15 protein-coding genes and 5 tRNA genes are annotated in these 15,884 nt (G+C 41.9%); 18 read left to right on the forward strand and 2 right to left on the reverse strand.

The window, feature by feature from the left end; translation table 11 throughout:
* The first annotated feature begins 84 nt into the window (after positions 1-84).
* A complete protein-coding gene (gene gltX / locus BSAG_RS15295) occupies positions 85-1,602 on the forward strand; it encodes a glutamate--tRNA ligase (RefSeq protein ID WP_004313449.1) in 1,518 nt (505 codons plus the stop codon).
* Positions 1,603-1,615: 13 nt separating this feature from the next.
* Positions 1,616-2,839, forward strand: coding sequence for a 3-deoxy-D-manno-octulosonic acid transferase (locus tag BSAG_RS15290; RefSeq protein WP_004313450.1), 1,224 nt, complete (start codon positions 1,616-1,618; stop codon positions 2,837-2,839).
* 142 nt (positions 2,840-2,981) lie between these two features.
* On the opposite strand, the gene BSAG_RS15285 is transcribed toward BSAG_RS15290, so the two are convergent.
* Positions 2,982-3,503, reverse strand: coding sequence for a gamma carbonic anhydrase family protein (locus tag BSAG_RS15285; protein ID WP_004313451.1), 522 nt, complete (start codon positions 3,501-3,503; stop codon positions 2,982-2,984).
* 148 nt (positions 3,504-3,651) lie between these two features.
* On the reverse strand, positions 3,652-5,433 hold the full coding sequence (locus BSAG_RS15280) for an aminopeptidase P family protein (protein WP_004313452.1): 1,782 nt from the start codon (positions 5,431-5,433) through the stop codon (positions 3,652-3,654).
* Positions 5,434-5,620: 187 nt separating this feature from the next.
* Here BSAG_RS15280 and rpsU point away from each other — a divergent pair, with 187 nt between their 5' ends.
* The 16 genes from rpsU (at position 5,621) to rpoB (ending at position 15,824) form a co-directional block, all read left to right on the forward strand.
* On the forward strand, positions 5,621-5,812 hold the full coding sequence (gene rpsU, locus BSAG_RS15275) for a 30S ribosomal protein S21 (protein WP_002558090.1): 192 nt from the start codon (positions 5,621-5,623) through the stop codon (positions 5,810-5,812).
* 73 nt (positions 5,813-5,885) lie between these two features.
* Positions 5,886-6,767, forward strand: coding sequence for a tyrosine recombinase XerC (gene xerC / locus BSAG_RS15270; protein WP_004313453.1), 882 nt, complete (start codon positions 5,886-5,888; stop codon positions 6,765-6,767).
* A 15-nt stretch (positions 6,768-6,782) separates the two neighbouring features.
* On the forward strand, positions 6,783-7,082 hold the full coding sequence (hpf, locus tag BSAG_RS15265) for a ribosome hibernation-promoting factor, HPF/YfiA family (RefSeq protein ID WP_004310895.1): 300 nt from the start codon (positions 6,783-6,785) through the stop codon (positions 7,080-7,082).
* Positions 7,083-7,179: 97 nt separating this feature from the next.
* Positions 7,180-7,253, forward strand: a tRNA-Thr gene (locus tag BSAG_RS15260).
* Positions 7,254-7,338: 85 nt separating this feature from the next.
* Positions 7,339-7,421, forward strand: a tRNA-Tyr gene (locus BSAG_RS15255).
* A gap of 28 nt (positions 7,422-7,449) precedes the next feature.
* Positions 7,450-7,522: transfer RNA gene (locus BSAG_RS15250), tRNA-Gly, on the forward strand.
* Between the two features lie 10 nt (positions 7,523-7,532).
* A tRNA-Thr gene (locus BSAG_RS15245) sits at positions 7,533-7,604 on the forward strand.
* A 51-nt stretch (positions 7,605-7,655) separates the two neighbouring features.
* Positions 7,656-8,840, forward strand: coding sequence for an elongation factor Tu (gene tuf, locus BSAG_RS15240; RefSeq protein WP_004307553.1), 1,185 nt, complete (start codon positions 7,656-7,658; stop codon positions 8,838-8,840).
* 53 nt (positions 8,841-8,893) lie between these two features.
* Positions 8,894-8,966 (forward strand) — tRNA-Trp (locus BSAG_RS15235).
* 14 nt (positions 8,967-8,980) lie between these two features.
* Positions 8,981-9,172, forward strand: coding sequence for a preprotein translocase subunit SecE (secE, locus tag BSAG_RS15230; protein WP_004296363.1), 192 nt, complete (start codon positions 8,981-8,983; stop codon positions 9,170-9,172).
* Between the two features lie 17 nt (positions 9,173-9,189).
* Positions 9,190-9,732 (forward strand): transcription termination/antitermination protein NusG, encoded by a 543-nt coding sequence (gene nusG / locus BSAG_RS15225; RefSeq protein ID WP_004296362.1) that lies wholly within the window; start codon positions 9,190-9,192, stop codon positions 9,730-9,732.
* A gap of 61 nt (positions 9,733-9,793) precedes the next feature.
* Entirely contained in the window at positions 9,794-10,237 is a 444-nt protein-coding gene (gene rplK / locus BSAG_RS15220; RefSeq protein WP_004296361.1) for a 50S ribosomal protein L11, read from the forward strand.
* Between the two features lie 15 nt (positions 10,238-10,252).
* The gene (gene rplA, locus BSAG_RS15215) at positions 10,253-10,951 is read left to right on the forward strand and encodes a 50S ribosomal protein L1 (protein ID WP_004310894.1); all 699 of its coding nucleotides are present in this window, start codon (positions 10,253-10,255) and stop codon (positions 10,949-10,951) included.
* 15 nt (positions 10,952-10,966) lie between these two features.
* Positions 10,967-11,485: a 50S ribosomal protein L10 gene (gene rplJ / locus BSAG_RS15210; protein WP_004310893.1), complete on the forward strand. Its 519-nt coding sequence runs from the start codon at positions 10,967-10,969 to the stop codon at positions 11,483-11,485.
* Between the two features lie 47 nt (positions 11,486-11,532).
* Positions 11,533-11,907 (forward strand): 50S ribosomal protein L7/L12, encoded by a 375-nt coding sequence (rplL, locus tag BSAG_RS15205; RefSeq protein ID WP_004296358.1) that lies wholly within the window; start codon positions 11,533-11,535, stop codon positions 11,905-11,907.
* A gap of 104 nt (positions 11,908-12,011) precedes the next feature.
* Positions 12,012-15,824, forward strand: a complete 3,813-nt coding sequence (gene rpoB, locus BSAG_RS15200; RefSeq protein ID WP_004310892.1) for a DNA-directed RNA polymerase subunit beta — start codon at positions 12,012-12,014, stop codon at positions 15,822-15,824.
* Positions 15,825-15,884: the final 60 nt, after the last annotated feature.

Below are 15,884 nucleotides of genomic sequence, written 5' to 3' on the forward strand. Positions count from 1 at the left end.
TTTTTGCGAAAAGTAACAAAAAAAAACAATAGTGTGGAAAAAAAGGTTTAATTTTGCCACGATTTACCTATACTAACCCAAATTATGGCAGAAAGAAAAGTAAGAGTTCGTTTTGCTCCAAGTCCTACGGGAGCACTGCACATCGGTGGTGTGCGTACAGCTTTGTATAATTATCTATTTGCGCGTCAACACGGCGGAGACTTGATATTTCGTATTGAAGATACTGATTCTAACCGGTTTGTTCCGGGAGCGGAAGAGTATATACTCGAATCTTTTAAGTGGTTGGGTATCCACTTTGATGAAGGAGTGAGCTTCGGTGGTGAATGTGGTCCGTACCGCCAGTCGGAGCGCCGCGAAATCTACAAAAAATATGTGCAGGTTTTGCTGGAAAATGGAAAAGCATACATCGCTTTTGATACTCCGGAGGAACTGGACGCTAAGCGTGCTGAAATTGCTAACTTCCAATATGACGCATCTACTCGCGGAATGATGCGCAACTCATTAACCATGCCGAAGGAAGAAGTGGATGCACTGATTGCTGAAGGCAAACAATACGTCGTTCGTTTCAAAATCGAACCGAATGAAGACGTACATGTGAATGACCTGATTCGTGGCGAAGTTATTATCAACTCATCCATTCTGGATGATAAAGTGCTTTATAAATCGGCTGATGAACTGCCGACTTACCATCTGGCAAATATCGTGGACGACCATTTGATGGAAGTTTCCCACGTGATTCGTGGTGAAGAATGGCTCCCTTCCGCTCCTTTGCATGTGTTGTTGTACCGTGCTTTCGGCTGGGAAGATACAATGCCGGAATTTGCCCACCTGCCTTTATTGCTGAAACCGGAAGGCAATGGAAAATTAAGTAAACGTGACGGTGACCGTCTCGGATTCCCTGTATTCCCATTGGAATGGCACGATCCGAAATCGGGAGAAATCTCTTCAGGTTATCGTGAATCGGGGTATCTGCCGGAAGCAGTGATTAATTTCTTGGCTTTGTTGGGATGGAATCCGGGCAATGACCAGGAAGTGATGTCAATGGACGAATTGATTAAATTGTTTGATCTTCACCGTTGCAGCAAGTCGGGTGCCAAGTTCGACTATAAAAAGGGAATATGGTTCAACCATCAATATATACAGCAGAAACCTAACGAAGAAATTGCGGAACTGTTCTTGCCTTTCCTGAAAGAACATGGTGTAGAAGCTCCTTTCGAAAAAGTGGTGACTGTGGTTGGCATGATGAAAGATCGGGTAAGTTTCATTAAAGAACTGTGGGACGTATGTAGCTTCTTCTTCGTTGCTCCTACCGAATATGATGAAAAGACGGTGAAGAAACGTTGGAAAGAAGATTCTGCAAAATGTATGACCGAATTGGCAGAAGTGATTGCTGGCATTGAAGACTTTAGTATTGAAGGACAGGAAAAAGTCGTTATGGACTGGATTGCGGAGAAAGGTTATCATACTGGTAATATCATGAATGCTTTCCGTCTGACATTAGTGGGTGAAGGAAAAGGCCCGCACATGTTCGATATTTCCTGGGTATTGGGCAAAGAGGAGACGATAGCTCGCATGAAACGTGCGGTAGAGGTTTTGAAGTAATCGACACAGTACTATGCTTTACGACCTGGCAATAGTCATTTATGACTTTATCGTCCATTTGGCTGCTCCGTTTAGCCGTAAGCCCCGAAAGATGATGAAAGGGCATTGGGTAGTGTATGAACTCCTGCGGCAGCAAGTGGAGAAAGGGGAACAGTATATTTGGTTTCATGCTGCTTCACTGGGAGAGTTTGAACAAGGGCGTCCTCTGATAGAAATGATTCGTGCGAAGTATCCTAACTATAAGATATTGCTGACATTTTTCTCTCCTTCCGGTTACGAGGTGCGTAAGCATTACCGGGGGGCGGATATTGTCTGCTATCTGCCGTTTGATAAACCGCGGAATGTGAAAAAGTTCCTGGATATTGCAAATCCTTGCATGGCGTTCTTTATCAAATATGAGTTTTGGAAGAATTATCTGGATGAGCTTCACAAACGCCGTATTCCGGTATATAGTGTATCGTCTATCTTCCGTCGCGAACAAATATTCTTTAAATGGTACGGTGGAACTTATCGCAATGTATTGAAAGATTTCGATCATCTGTTTGTTCAGAATGAGGCATCCAAACGTTACTTGTCGAAAATCGGTATCAGCCGTGTGACAGTAGTGGGAGATACCCGTTTTGACCGCGTGTTGCAAATCCGTGAAGAGGCCAAAGAACTTCCGTTGGTAGAGAAATTTAAAGGAACCAATTCCTTTACTTTTGTTGCCGGAAGCTCATGGGGACCTGACGAAGATTTATTCCTCGAATATTTCAATAACCATCCGGAAATGAAACTGATTATTGCTCCGCATGTGATCGACGAGAATCACCTGGTTGAAATCATCAGTAAATTGAAACGTCCGTATGTGCGCTATACCCGTGCTGACGAAAGGAATGTATTGAAAGCGGATTGTCTTATTATAGACTGCTTCGGACTGCTGTCCTCTATTTACCGTTATGGCGAAATAGCTTATATCGGTGGAGGTTTCGGAGTAGGTATTCATAACACATTGGAAGCGGCTGTATATGGTATTCCGGTGATTTTCGGACCGAAGTATCAGAAATTTATGGAAGCCGTTCAATTGATCGAAGCAAAAGGCGCTTATTCCATCAAAGATTATGATGAACTGAAAACTTTGCTGGATCGTTTCTTGGCGGATGAATTGTTCTTGCGTGAAACCGGAACAAATGCCGGTTATTATGTGACTAGTAATGCCGGTGCTACAGAGAAGATAATGCACATGATTAATTTTTGATTAGAGGAAATAGTGTCGAAAAGAGATGAATCCAATGAATTCGCTTTTTGTAAAAAAACGGCTTTATAAAAAATCTTATAAAAACAGCGGGATGTTCTTTCATTAGAATGTCCCGCTGTTTTTATTAACTTGTTAGAGTCTGCTATTTATCTTCCTTATACCATTGCGAATACATCAAATAATTGTGAGCAATCTTCTGATTCAGTTCTTTGGCTTGTTCAGGATCTACCTTTTTAATGAATTTCGCGGGTACCCCTCCCCAAATGCTTCCCGGCTCAATGATGGTATTGCTTAATACCAGAGAACCGGCGGCAACGATTGCTCCTTCGCCAACTACGACGTGATCCAGGACGGTTGACCCCATCCCTACCAATGCATAATCTTTGATGGTCGCCCCATGAATGGTGACATTATGCCCTACGGATACGTGATCGCCAATTTCAATAGTCGATTTCTGATATAACGTATGCAAGACACTTCCATCCTGAATGTTGACACCATTGCCGATTCGTATGGAGTTGACGTCACCTCTTAATACCGTATTAAACCAAATGCTACAATCGTTTCCTATTTTTACATCTCCTATGATAGTTGCATTATCTGCGAGGAAGCAGTTTTCTCCGATTTCGGGAGTAAAACCCCGTACTGATTTAATTAAAGCCATATAATATTTGTTTCTAATAAAGTTTTTTATTTAATGCAGTTCTATGTTGTACGACACCCGGGTGTCGTGATGTATGAGACCCGGGTCTTGAGCAGTCTGACACCCGGGTCTCAGTATGCTTGACACCCGGGTCTCAGACAAGTTCTGTTTAAAGGGAAGCAGTTGCCTCTTGTAACCAAACTTTTTCTTCTTCGTTAAGATCCGGTGACAACTTCTCGTAGACAGTCTGATGGTAATTGTTTAACCATTCAATTTCTTCATTTGTCAGCATCTCCTTGATGATCCCTTTTTTGCAGATTGGGCATAAAGTGATAGTTTCAAACTTAAAATATTCTCCAAACATTCCCTCTCCATCTTTGCAAACCAACGTCAGGTTCTCCGTACGTATCCCGTGACTGCCTGCTTTATAAACACCAGGTTCATTGGACGTAACCATACCGGGCTGCAAAATGACAGGGTTCTCATTCATACGAATACTTTGCGGACCTTCGTGTACACTCAGGAAATGTCCGACACCATGTCCTGTGCCATGAAGAAAATTCATCCTGTGGTTCCAGATAGGCATACGGGCTAGTACATCGAGCTGGGCTCCACGGGTTCCGGCAGGGAATTTGGCCATAGCCAACGCGATGTGTCCTTTTAATATAAGGGTATAATCCGTTTTTTCTTCTTCTGTAAGTTCGCCTAAGGCAATGGTTCGGGTGATGTCAGTGGTTCCGTCCAGATATTGGGCTCCTGAATCTAAGAGTAAGAACCCTCTGGGCTGAAGAGTCACGTCACTTTCCGGGGTAGCTGAATAATGTACGATTGCCCCATGTTCTTTATATCCTGCAATCGTGTCGAAACTTTCCCCCATGTAGAGAGGCTGTGCAGCCCTAAACTCATGCAACTTTTTATCTATACTTAATTCTGTCTCTTTTCCGGTAGATACGGATTCTTCCAGCCATTTGAGGAATTTGACGAGTGCTACTCCATCCCGTTGCATGGCAGCGTGGATGCCGGCGACCTCCTGCTCATTGCGAATCGCTTTCAATAATGCGACAGGCGACTCGCCACGAAGAATAGAACATTGCGGATTAATAGACGAATAGATAGAATAATTCGTTTTTCGTGGATCAATCAGAATGTTTTTTCCCGGAAAAGAATTCAGGAATGTCTCTACCTCATCATACTTCTGTATTCCAATCTGCCGTTCCTTTAGATAAGTCTCTACCTCTGCCGTCACTTTCTCCGGTGAAATAAAATAAGTCACTTCATCCTGTGTGATTAACAGGTAACTTACTATGACCGGATTGCAATGTACATCGTTTCCTCGCAAATTGAGAGTCCATGCGATCTCGTCGAGTGCGGATATGAATAAAGCATAGACACCTTTCTTTTTCAACTCCGTACGGATGGCGGATATTTTCTCTTCACAGCTTTTTCCTGCATATTTGATATCATAAATAAAGGCAGGAGAATCAGGCATGGCGGGCCGGTCTTTCCAAATGCTACTCAATGGATCTCCAAATATGTCGACCTGTAACTGATGTGCCGCCAGTTCTTCTTTCATCTGTTCGACCTGTTGCACAGAAAACATTTTCCCGTCGATACTTACAGATTCTCCAGGTTTTAAGTGTTGGCAGAGAAATTCTGTAATACTGGGAGTCTCCGGCAACATCTCTTTATATAAGGTAATGCCGCTGCCCTCCAATTCTTTCGTAGCTTGCAGAAAATAACGCGAGTCGGTCCATAATCCTGCTTTATCCATCAGGATAACCGCTGTTCCGGCAGAACCAGTAAAACCGGAAATCCACTCCCGTGACATCCAGTGGGGAGCCACATATTCACTAAGATGAGGGTCGGTGCTGGGAATAATGAACGCTTTGATAGAATTGGGATGAAAGGTCATGCGCAGTGCATGCACTCGCTCTTTTATGCTCTGTTTCATACTTTATTATATTATTATAGACATGTAAGTGTTTCAAAGGTACTAACTTTCTGCATTTAATAACTTGTTTATGAATAGTTTTTGAGAAATATTTGCCGAAAGTTTTGTGAATAAAGAAAGTATGTGTAATTTTGCGGCGCAATTTGACTGCGGAATTTTTTAATCATAACATATTAATAGTAACAAAATGATTGTAGTACCTGTAAAAGAAGGCGAAAACATTGAAAAAGCGCTGAAGAAGTTCAAAAGAAAATTTGAAAAGACTGGCATTGTAAAAGAGTTGAGAAGCAGACAACAGTTTGATAAACCGTCTGTAACTAAAAGACTTAAGAAAGAACGCGCAGTTTACGTACAACAACTTCAGCAAGTAGAAGATTAATAATTCGTAATTTCCTTTGAATTATTGAATTCTTTTCATACATTCGTTGCACGATTTTAGATGTAGCGATATTATGTTGATAGAATCTTTTCTTGATTATCTCCAGTATGAGCGGAACTATTCTGAAAAAACCGTTCTTGCGTACGGTGAAGATATAAAGCAACTGCAGGAGTTTGCTCAGGAAGAGTATGGAAAATTTAATCCGTTAGAAGTCGAGGCGGAACTGATTCGTGAATGGATTGTTTCATTGATGGATAAAGGGTATACCTCAACTTCTGTAAATCGTAAGCTAAGTTCGCTCCGAACGTTTTACAAGTATCTCTTGAGGCAGGGAGAAACGACTATAGATCCTTTGCGTAAAATAAAAGGACCTAAAAACAAAAAACCGTTGCCTGTGTTCTTAAAAGAGAACGAAATGAATCGGTTATTGGATGAAACGGACTTTGGCGAAGGGTTTAAAGGCTGTCGGGATCGGTTGATTATTGAAATGTTTTATGCTACCGGCATGAGGCTTTCGGAATTGATAGGTCTGGATAATAAGGATGTGGATTTTTCGGCTTCTCTTCTGAAAGTGACCGGGAAAAGAAACAAGCAACGGCTGATTCCGTTCGGTGACGAACTGCAGGAGTTGATGCTTGAATATATTAATGTAAGAAACGAAACGATTCCGGAAAGGTCGGAAGCTTTCTTTATTAGAGAGAACGGTGAACGGCTTTATAAGAATCTAGTCTATAATTTAGTGAAACGGAACCTGTCAAAGGTGGCGACGTTGAAGAAAAAGAGCCCTCACGTGTTGAGGCATACTTTTGCTACCACAATGCTGAACAATGAAGCAGAACTGGGAGCGGTAAAAGAACTTTTGGGTCACGAGAGTATAACAACTACCGAGATCTACACACATGCCACATTTGAAGAACTTAAAAAAGTGTATAAACAAGCTCATCCAAGAGCTTAAAAAAAGGAGGTAAGTATGGATGTTAGAATTCAATCAATTCACTTTGATGCGTCAGAGCAATTGCAGGCATTTATTCAGAAGAAAGTGTCCAAGTTGGAAAAATATTACGAAGATATAAAGAAAGTAGAGGTGTCATTAAAGGTAGTTAAACCAGAAGTTGCTGAAAACAAGGAAGCGGGCATTAAAATATTGATCCCCAATGGAGAGTTTTATGCAAGCAAAGTATGCGATACATTTGAAGAAGCAATTGATTTAGATGTGGAAGCACTCGGAAAACAGCTGGTTAAATACAAGGAAAAGCAACGTAGCAAATAAAAAAATCCCAAATATTTTGCGGGAAAGAAATAAATAACTAAATTTGCAGCCGTTTCGCTCGCGTTAGAACGTGACGGTTGCTTTTTTTAGTAAGTTTGCCTCTTTAGCTCAGTTGGCCAGAGCACGTGATTTGTAATCTCGGGGTCGTTGGTTCGAATCCGACAAGAGGCTCAAAAAGAAACCGAAGAACAAAGATAGAACATCTGTCTTTATCATATTGTTTGAAAATAGTTCTTTTATTTCTTGATTTTGAAAAGGGCAAATACCAGAGTGGCCAAATGGGGCAGACTGTAAATCTGCTGGCTTACGCCTTCGGTGGTTCGAATCCATCTTTGCCCACAATCAGAGTGACAACTTTGGCAAGAATGCGGAAGTAGCTCAGTTGATAGAGCATTAGCCTTCCAAGCTGAGGGTCGCGGGTTTGAGCCCCGTCTTCCGCTCTCTTTTCTTGCTGTTATAGCTCAGTGGTAGAGCACTTCCTTGGTAAGGAAGAGGTCCCGGGTTCAAATCCCGGTAACAGCTCATAAAGGATGTAAATGCTGATTATTAATCAAATAAATAACAAGTAAAGCTATGGCTAAAGAGAAATTTGAACGTACCAAACCGCACGTAAACATTGGTACAATCGGTCACGTAGACCACGGTAAGACAACGTTGACAGCTGCTATCACTACTGTGTTGGCAAAGAAAGGTCTTTCAGAATTGCGTTCTTTCGATTCTATCGACAACGCTCCTGAAGAAAAAGAAAGAGGTATTACTATCAATACTTCTCACGTTGAATATCAAACAGCTAACCGTCACTATGCACACGTAGACTGTCCGGGTCACGCCGACTACGTAAAGAACATGGTAACTGGTGCTGCTCAGATGGACGGTGCTATCATCGTTTGTGCTGCAACTGATGGTCCGATGCCTCAAACTCGCGAACACATCCTGTTGGCTCGTCAGGTAAACGTACCTCGTCTGGTTGTATTCTTGAACAAGTGCGATATGGTAGACGACGAAGAAATGTTGGAACTCGTTGAAATGGAAATGAGAGAACTTCTTTCATTCTATGATTTCGATGGTGACAATACTCCTATCATCCGTGGTTCTGCTCTTGGCGCATTGAACGGTGTTGAAAAATGGGAAGATAAAGTTATGGAACTGATGGATGCAGTTGATAACTGGATTCCACTGCCTCCGCGCGATGTTGATAAACCATTCTTGATGCCGGTTGAAGACGTGTTCTCTATCACAGGTCGTGGTACTGTAGCAACAGGTCGTATCGAAACTGGTGTTATCCACGTTGGTGATGAAATCGAAATCCTTGGTTTAGGTGAAGATAAGAAATCAGTTGTAACTGGTGTTGAAATGTTCCGTAAACTGTTGGATCAAGGTGAAGCTGGTGACAACGTAGGTCTTTTGCTTCGTGGTATTGACAAGAACGAAATCAAACGTGGTATGGTTCTTTGTAAACCAGGTCAGATTAAACCGCACTCTAAATTCAAAGCTGAGGTTTATATCTTGAAGAAAGAAGAAGGTGGTCGTCACACTCCGTTCCACAACAAATACCGTCCTCAGTTCTACTTGCGTACTATGGACTGTACAGGTGAAATCACTTTGCCGGAAGGAACAGAAATGGTAATGCCGGGTGATAACGTAACTATTACAGTTGAGTTGATCTACCCAGTAGCATTGAACCCGGGTCTTCGTTTCGCTATCCGCGAAGGTGGACGTACGGTAGGTGCTGGTCAGATTACTGAAATTATCGACTAATACACAATAATTAATCAGTTCCCGGTTTTCCATCGGGAACTGATTATGTACACACGGGAGTAGCTCAGTTGGTAGAGCACCGGTCTCCAAAACCGGGTGTCGGGAGTTCGAGCCTCTCCTCCCGTGCTAATATTATTGAAATGAAAAAGGTAATAGCTTATATTAAAGAATCTTACGACGAACTTGTACATAAAGTATCGTGGCCTACGTATTCTGAACTTGCTAACAGTGCAGTAGTTGTTTTATATGCTTCCCTGCTTATTGCATTGGTAGTATGGGGTATGGATGTCTGTTTCCAGAACTTCATGGAAAAAATCGTTTATCCACATTAAAAAATTAGGAATTGAAAATGGCTGAGATTGAAAAGAAATGGTACGTTCTACGTGCTATTAGTGGTAAAGAAGCTAAGGTTAAGGAATATCTTGAAGCTGATCTTAAGAACAGCGACCTTGGTGAATATGTATCTCAGGTATTGATTCCTACTGAAAAAGTTTACCAGGTTCGCAATGGTAAAAAAATTGTGAAGGAAAGAAGTTATCTTCCTGGCTACGTTTTAGTGGAGGCTGCTTTGGTTGGTGAGGTCGCTCATCACCTGCGCAATACTCCGAATGTGATAGGCTTTTTAGGCGGCTCCGAAAAACCGGTGCCTCTCAGACAATCAGAAGTGAATCGTATACTTGGTACAGTGGACGAACTGCAGGAAACGGGTGAAGAACTCAATATTCCGTACGTAGTGGGAGAAACTGTAAAAGTTACTTTTGGACCTTTCAGCGGATTCAGTGGCATCATTGAAGAAGTGAATAGTGAAAAAAAGAAACTAAAGGTCATGGTGAAGATATTCGGGCGCAAAACACCGCTTGAATTGGGCTTTATGCAAGTGGAAAAGGAATAACGCGGAATTGTTACGCTGTTGTTGTTCTTCGTTTAATGTTTATATATAAATCAATAAAAAAATGGCTAAAGAAGTTGCTGGACTAATCAAGTTACAGATTAAAGGAGGCGCTGCAAATCCATCACCTCCCGTTGGACCTGCTTTGGGTTCTAAGGGTATCAATATCATGGAATTTTGCAAGCAATTCAATGCCAGAACCCAAGACAAAGCAGGTAAGATTTTACCTGTTATCATTACTTACTACGCAGATAAGTCTTTCGATTTTGTAATCAAGACTCCTCCCGTTGCTATTCAATTACTTGAAGTAGCTAAGGTAAAGAGTGGTTCTGCTGAGCCTAACCGTAAGAAAGTTGCCGAGCTTACTTGGGAACAGGTTCGTACGATTGCTCAGGACAAAATGGTTGACTTAAACTGTTTTACTGTGGAAGCTGCCATGAGAATGGTTGCAGGTACAGCTAGAAGTATGGGTATCGCTGTAAAAGGGGAGTTCCCGGTTAATAATTAATAAACTTCAATTGTAATGGGTAAACTGACAAAAAATCAAAAGTTAGCTGCAGAAAAGATTGAAGCAGGGAAAGCATACTCACTGAAAGAAGCTGCATCTTTGGTAAAAGAAATCACTTTTACTAAGTTTGATGCTTCACTGGATATTGATGTACGTTTAGGTGTTGATCCACGTAAAGCTAACCAGATGGTGAGAGGTGTTGTTTCACTTCCTCATGGTACTGGTAAAGAAGTACGTGTATTGGTACTTTGTACACCGGATGCTGAAGCTGCTGCAAAAGAAGCTGGTGCTGACTACGTTGGTCTTGACGAATATATTGAAAAGATCAAAGGTGGATGGACTGATATTGATGTAATCATCACTATGCCATCTATCATGGGTAAAATTGGTGCGCTCGGTCGTGTTCTCGGTCCTCGTGGATTGATGCCGAACCCTAAGAGTGGTACTGTAACTATGGATGTTGCTAAGGCTGTAAAAGAAGTAAAACAAGGTAAGATTGACTTTAAAGTTGATAAGAGCGGTATCGTTCACACTTCTATCGGTAAGGTATCATTCAGTCCTGATCAGATTCGCGACAACGCGAAAGAGTTCATCTCTACTCTGAACAAACTGAAACCGACCGCAGCAAAGGGTACATATATTAAGAGTATTTATCTTTCTAGTACAATGAGTGCGGGTATTAAAATCGACCCGAAATCAGTGGATGAAATCTAATAAAACAGAGAAATAATGAGAAAGGAAGATAAAAGTACGATTATAGAGCAAATTGCTGCTACAGTAAAGGAATATGGTCACTTCTACTTGGTAGACGTTACAGCTATGAACGCTGCTGCTACCAGTGCATTGAGAAGAGATTGTTTTAAATCAGACATCAAATTGATGTTGGTTAAAAACACGCTGCTTCACAAAGCACTTGAAAGCTTGGAAGAAGACTTCTCACCTCTTTACGGTTCTTTGAAAGGTACTACTGCTGTTATGTTTAGCAATACTGCAAACGTTCCTGCTAAGTTAATCAAAGACAAAGCGAAAGACGGTATTCCCGGACTGAAAGCTGCATATGCAGAAGAAAGCTTCTACATTGGTGCTGATCAATTGGATGCTCTCGTTTCAATCAAGAGTAAGAATGAAGTTATCGCCGATATCGTTGCCCTGTTGCAATCTCCGGCCAAGAATGTTATTTCTGCTCTTCAATCAGGTGGTAACACCCTTCACGGAGTTCTCAAGACTCTTGGTGAACGTCCCGAATAATTTTCAAAAATCAACAAAGTATTTAAACAATTAAAATCATACAAAAAATGGCAGATTTGAAAGCTTTTGCAGAACAATTAGTTAACTTGACAGTAAAAGAAGTTAATGAACTTGCAACTATCCTTAAAGAAGAATACGGTATTGAACCTGCTGCTGCAGCTGTAGCTGTTGCTGCTGGTCCTGCAGCTGGTGCTGCTGCCGCAGAAGAAAAAACTTCTTTCGACGTAGTATTGAAGAGCGCTGGTGCAGCTAAACTTCAAGTAGTTAAGGCCGTTAAGGAAGCTTGTGGTCTTGGTTTGAAAGAAGCTAAAGACTTGGTAGACGGTGCTCCTAGCACAGTAAAAGAAGGTTTGGCTAAAGACGAAGCAGAATCATTGAAGAAAACATTGGAAGAAGCTGGAGCTGAAGTTGAACTTAAATAACATTGGCCTGGTAATCAGGTAATTCGGTTAGGAATCCTTCACAAGAGGATTCTTAACCTTTTTGTGTATATATTTCAAATTAAGTTCTCCAAATTCATTGACAGATGTCTTCAAATACTGTAAATCAAAGAGTTAATTTTGCTTCGACTAAGAATCCGCTAGAATACCCGGATTTCCTGGAAGTACAATTGAAGTCATTCCAAGACTTTCTACAATTAGATACCCCACCTGAAAAGCGTAAGAATGAGGGATTGTATAAAGTATTTGCTGAAAACTTCCCTATTGCCGATACAAGAAACAATTTTGTTCTTGAGTTTCTGGACTATTATATTGATCCGCCGCGTTATACCATTGATGATTGTATAGAGCGTGGGCTTACTTATAGTGTTCCCTTAAAAGCGAAACTTAAGCTTTACTGTACGGACCCCGATCATGAGGATTTTGATACAGTGATTCAGGACGTATTCCTCGGCCCGATTCCTTATATGACTGATAAGGCTACTTTCGTCATTAACGGTGCCGAACGCGTAGTTGTGTCACAGCTTCACCGTTCTCCGGGTGTGTTCTTCGGTCAGAGTGTACATGCCAATGGTACGAAACTTTATTCGGCTCGTATTATTCCGTTTAAGGGTTCGTGGATTGAGTTTGCTACTGACATCAATAATGTGATGTACGCATACATCGACCGTAAGAAGAAATTGCCGGTGACTACATTGTTGCGTGCAATTGGCTTCGAGAATGACAAAGATATTCTTGAGATTTTCGATCTTGCAGAAGATGTGAAGGTAAACAAGACAAATCTGAAGAAGGTGTTAGGCCGTAAACTGGCTGCACGTGTCTTGAAAACATGGATTGAAGATTTCGTTGATGAAGATACCGGTGAAGTGGTTTCTATTGAACGTAACGAAGTTATTATCGACCGTGAAACCGTACTGGAAGAGGAGCATATTGATGAAATTTTGGAGTCGGGAGTTCAGAACATCCTTTTGCATAAGGATGAACCGAATCAGTCCGATTTCTCTATCATATATAATACGTTGCAGAAGGACCCGAGTAACTCGGAAAAAGAAGCTGTGTTGTATATCTACCGTCAGTTGCGTAATGCCGATCCGGCTGATGACGCAAGTGCAAGGGAGGTTATCAACAACTTGTTCTTCTCAGAAAAACGATATGACCTTGGTGATGTAGGCCGTTACAGAATCAACAAAAAGTTGAATCTGACGACTGATATGGACGTGCGTGTCCTCACGAAGGAAGATATTATTGAAATCATCAAATATCTGATTGAGTTGATTAACTCAAAAGCAGATGTGGATGATATTGACCACTTGAGTAACCGTCGTGTACGTACTGTTGGTGAACAGCTTTCTAATCAGTTTGCTGTGGGGCTGGCACGTATGTCTCGTACGATTCGTGAACGTATGAACGTTCGTGACAATGAAGTGTTTACTCCGATTGATTTGATTAATGCGAAGACTATTTCTTCAGTAATCAACTCATTCTTCGGAACGAACGCGTTGTCGCAGTTCATGGACCAGACAAACCCGCTGGCTGAAATTACGCACAAACGTCGTATGTCTGCCCTTGGTCCTGGTGGTCTTTCCCGTGAACGTGCCGGATTTGAGGTTCGTGACGTTCACTATACACACTATGGTCGTCTTTGTCCGATTGAGACTCCTGAAGGTCCGAACATCGGTTTGATTTCTTCATTGTGTGTATTTGCTAAGATTAATGAGCTAGGATTCATTGAAACTCCCTACCGCAAGGTGGAAAATGGGAAAGTGGATCTTTCTGATAACGGTCTGATTTATCTGACTGCTGAAGAAGAGGAAGAAAAGGTTATTGCGCAGGGAAATGCTCCGTTGAATGACGATGGTACATTCGTACTTAATAGAGTTAAGTCTCGTCAAGATGCAGATTTCCCGGTTGTTGAACCATCTGAAGTTGACTTGATGGACGTTGCTCCTCAGCAGATTGCATCTATTGCAGCTTCTTTGATTCCATTCTTGGAACATGATGATGCTAACCGTGCATTGATGGGATCGAACATGATGCGCCAGGCGGTTCCTTTGTTGAGAAGTGAAGCTCCAATCGTAGGTACAGGTATCGAACGTCAGCTGGTAAGAGACTCTCGTACCCAGATTACCGCAGAAGGCGATGGTGTGGTTGACTATGTGGATGCTACTACTATCCGTATTTTGTATGACCGTACGGAAGACGAAGAATTTGTAAGTTTCGAACCTGCTTTGAAGGAATATAGAATACCTAAGTTCCGTAAGACTAACCAGAACATGACGATTGACTTGCGTCCGATTTGTGACAAGGGCCAGCGTGTGAAGAAAGGTGATATCTTGACTGAAGGTTATTCTACTGAAAAGGGTGAATTGGCATTGGGTAAGAACCTGCTGGTAGCTTATATGCCTTGGAAGGGTTACAACTATGAGGATGCTATCGTATTGAACGAACGTGTGGTACGCGAAGACTTGTTGACTTCAGTTCACGTAGAGGAATATTCTCTGGAAGTTCGTGAAACAAAACGTGGTATGGAAGAGTTGACTTCTGATATCCCGAATGTAAGTGAAGAAGCTACCAAAGACTTGGATGAAAACGGTATCGTAAGAATTGGTGCTCGTATCGAGCCGGGTGATATCATGATTGGTAAGATTACGCCGAAGGGTGAATCTGATCCTTCTCCGGAAGAAAAACTGCTTCGGGCTATCTTCGGTGATAAGGCAGGTGACGTGAAAGATGCTTCTTTGAAAGCTTCTCCTTCTTTGAAAGGTGTGGTGATTGATAAGAAACTTTTCTCACGTGTGATTAAGAATCGTAGCTCTAAACTGGCCGATAAAGCATTGTTGCCTAAGATTGATGATGAATTTGAATCTAAGGTAGCTGACTTGAAACGTATCCTGGTTAAGAAACTGATGACTTTGACTGAAGGTAAGGTTTCTCAAGGTGTGAAAGACTATTTGGGTGCGGAAGTTATTGCGAAAGGTTCTAAGTTCAGTGCTTCTGATTTTGATTCACTTGACTTTACTTCTATTCAATTGAGCAACTGGACAAGTGACGATCATATTAACGGTATGATTCGTGATCTGGTGATGAATTTCATTAAGAAATATAAAGAGCTGGATGCTGAATTGAAACGTAAGAAGTTTGCTATTACAATTGGTGATGAACTTCCTGCTGGTATTATCCAGATGGCAAAAGTATATATTGCTAAGAAACGTAAGATTGGTGTGGGTGATAAGATGGCTGGTCGCCACGGTAACAAAGGTATTGTATCCCGTGTTGTTCGTCAGGAAGATATGCCGTTCTTGGCTGATGGTACTCCGGTTGACATCGTGTTGAATCCGTTGGGTGTGCCTTCTCGTATGAACATTGGTCAGATTTTTGAGGCTGTACTCGGACGTGCCGGAAAAACGTTGGGCGTGAAATTCGCGACTCCTATTTTCGACGGTGCTACCATGGAAGATCTGGATCAGTGGACAGACAAGGCAGGATTGCCTCGCTACTGTAAGACTTATCTTTGTGATGGTGGTACAGGTGAGCAATTTGACCAGGCAGCTACTGTGGGCGTAACTTACATGTTGAAGTTGGGCCACATGGTTGAAGACAAGATGCATGCTCGTTCTATCGGTCCGTACTCATTGATTACTCAGCAACCTCTTGGTGGTAAAGCTCAATTCGGTGGTCAGCGTTTCGGAGAAATGGAGGTTTGGGCACTCGAAGGTTTCGGTGCTGCCCATATCTTGCAGGAAATCCTGACTATCAAATCTGATGACGTGGTAGGACGTTCGAAGGCTTATGAAGCAATTGTGAAAGGTGAACCGATGCCACAACCTGGTATTCCGGAATCCTTGAACGTATTGTTGCACGAGTTGAGAGGTTTAGGTTTGAGTATCAACCTAGAATAAAATAATGAAAGAATGTGAGATGTCAATGTACCGATGAAGGTCTGTTGGCATCCGCACTTT

Origin of the sequence: Bacteroides sp. D1, assembly GCF_000157095.2 — a bacterium.
GTDB classification, from domain to species: Bacteria; Bacteroidota; Bacteroidia; order Bacteroidales; family Bacteroidaceae; genus Bacteroides; species Bacteroides xylanisolvens.

Coding starts and splice junctions, on each gene's coding strand:
- gltX (WP_004313449.1), top strand. CDS start 85: ATGGCAGAAAGAAAAGTAAGAGTTCGTTTTGCTCCAAGTCCTACGGGA.
- BSAG_RS15290 (WP_004313450.1), top strand. CDS start 1,616: ATGCTTTACGACCTGGCAATAGTCATTTATGACTTTATCGTCCATTTG.
- BSAG_RS15285 (WP_004313451.1), bottom strand. CDS start 3,503: ATGGCTTTAATTAAATCAGTACGGGGTTTTACTCCCGAAATCGGAGAA.
- BSAG_RS15280 (WP_004313452.1), bottom strand. CDS start 5,433: ATGAAACAGAGCATAAAAGAGCGAGTGCATGCACTGCGCATGACCTTT.
- rpsU (WP_002558090.1), top strand. CDS start 5,621: ATGATTGTAGTACCTGTAAAAGAAGGCGAAAACATTGAAAAAGCGCTG.
- xerC (WP_004313453.1), top strand. CDS start 5,886: ATGTTGATAGAATCTTTTCTTGATTATCTCCAGTATGAGCGGAACTAT.
- hpf (WP_004310895.1), top strand. CDS start 6,783: ATGGATGTTAGAATTCAATCAATTCACTTTGATGCGTCAGAGCAATTG.
- tuf (WP_004307553.1), top strand. CDS start 7,656: ATGGCTAAAGAGAAATTTGAACGTACCAAACCGCACGTAAACATTGGT.
- secE (WP_004296363.1), top strand. CDS start 8,981: ATGAAAAAGGTAATAGCTTATATTAAAGAATCTTACGACGAACTTGTA.
- nusG (WP_004296362.1), top strand. CDS start 9,190: ATGGCTGAGATTGAAAAGAAATGGTACGTTCTACGTGCTATTAGTGGT.
- rplK (WP_004296361.1), top strand. CDS start 9,794: ATGGCTAAAGAAGTTGCTGGACTAATCAAGTTACAGATTAAAGGAGGC.
- rplA (WP_004310894.1), top strand. CDS start 10,253: ATGGGTAAACTGACAAAAAATCAAAAGTTAGCTGCAGAAAAGATTGAA.
- rplJ (WP_004310893.1), top strand. CDS start 10,967: ATGAGAAAGGAAGATAAAAGTACGATTATAGAGCAAATTGCTGCTACA.
- rplL (WP_004296358.1), top strand. CDS start 11,533: ATGGCAGATTTGAAAGCTTTTGCAGAACAATTAGTTAACTTGACAGTA.
- rpoB (WP_004310892.1), top strand. CDS start 12,012: ATGTCTTCAAATACTGTAAATCAAAGAGTTAATTTTGCTTCGACTAAG.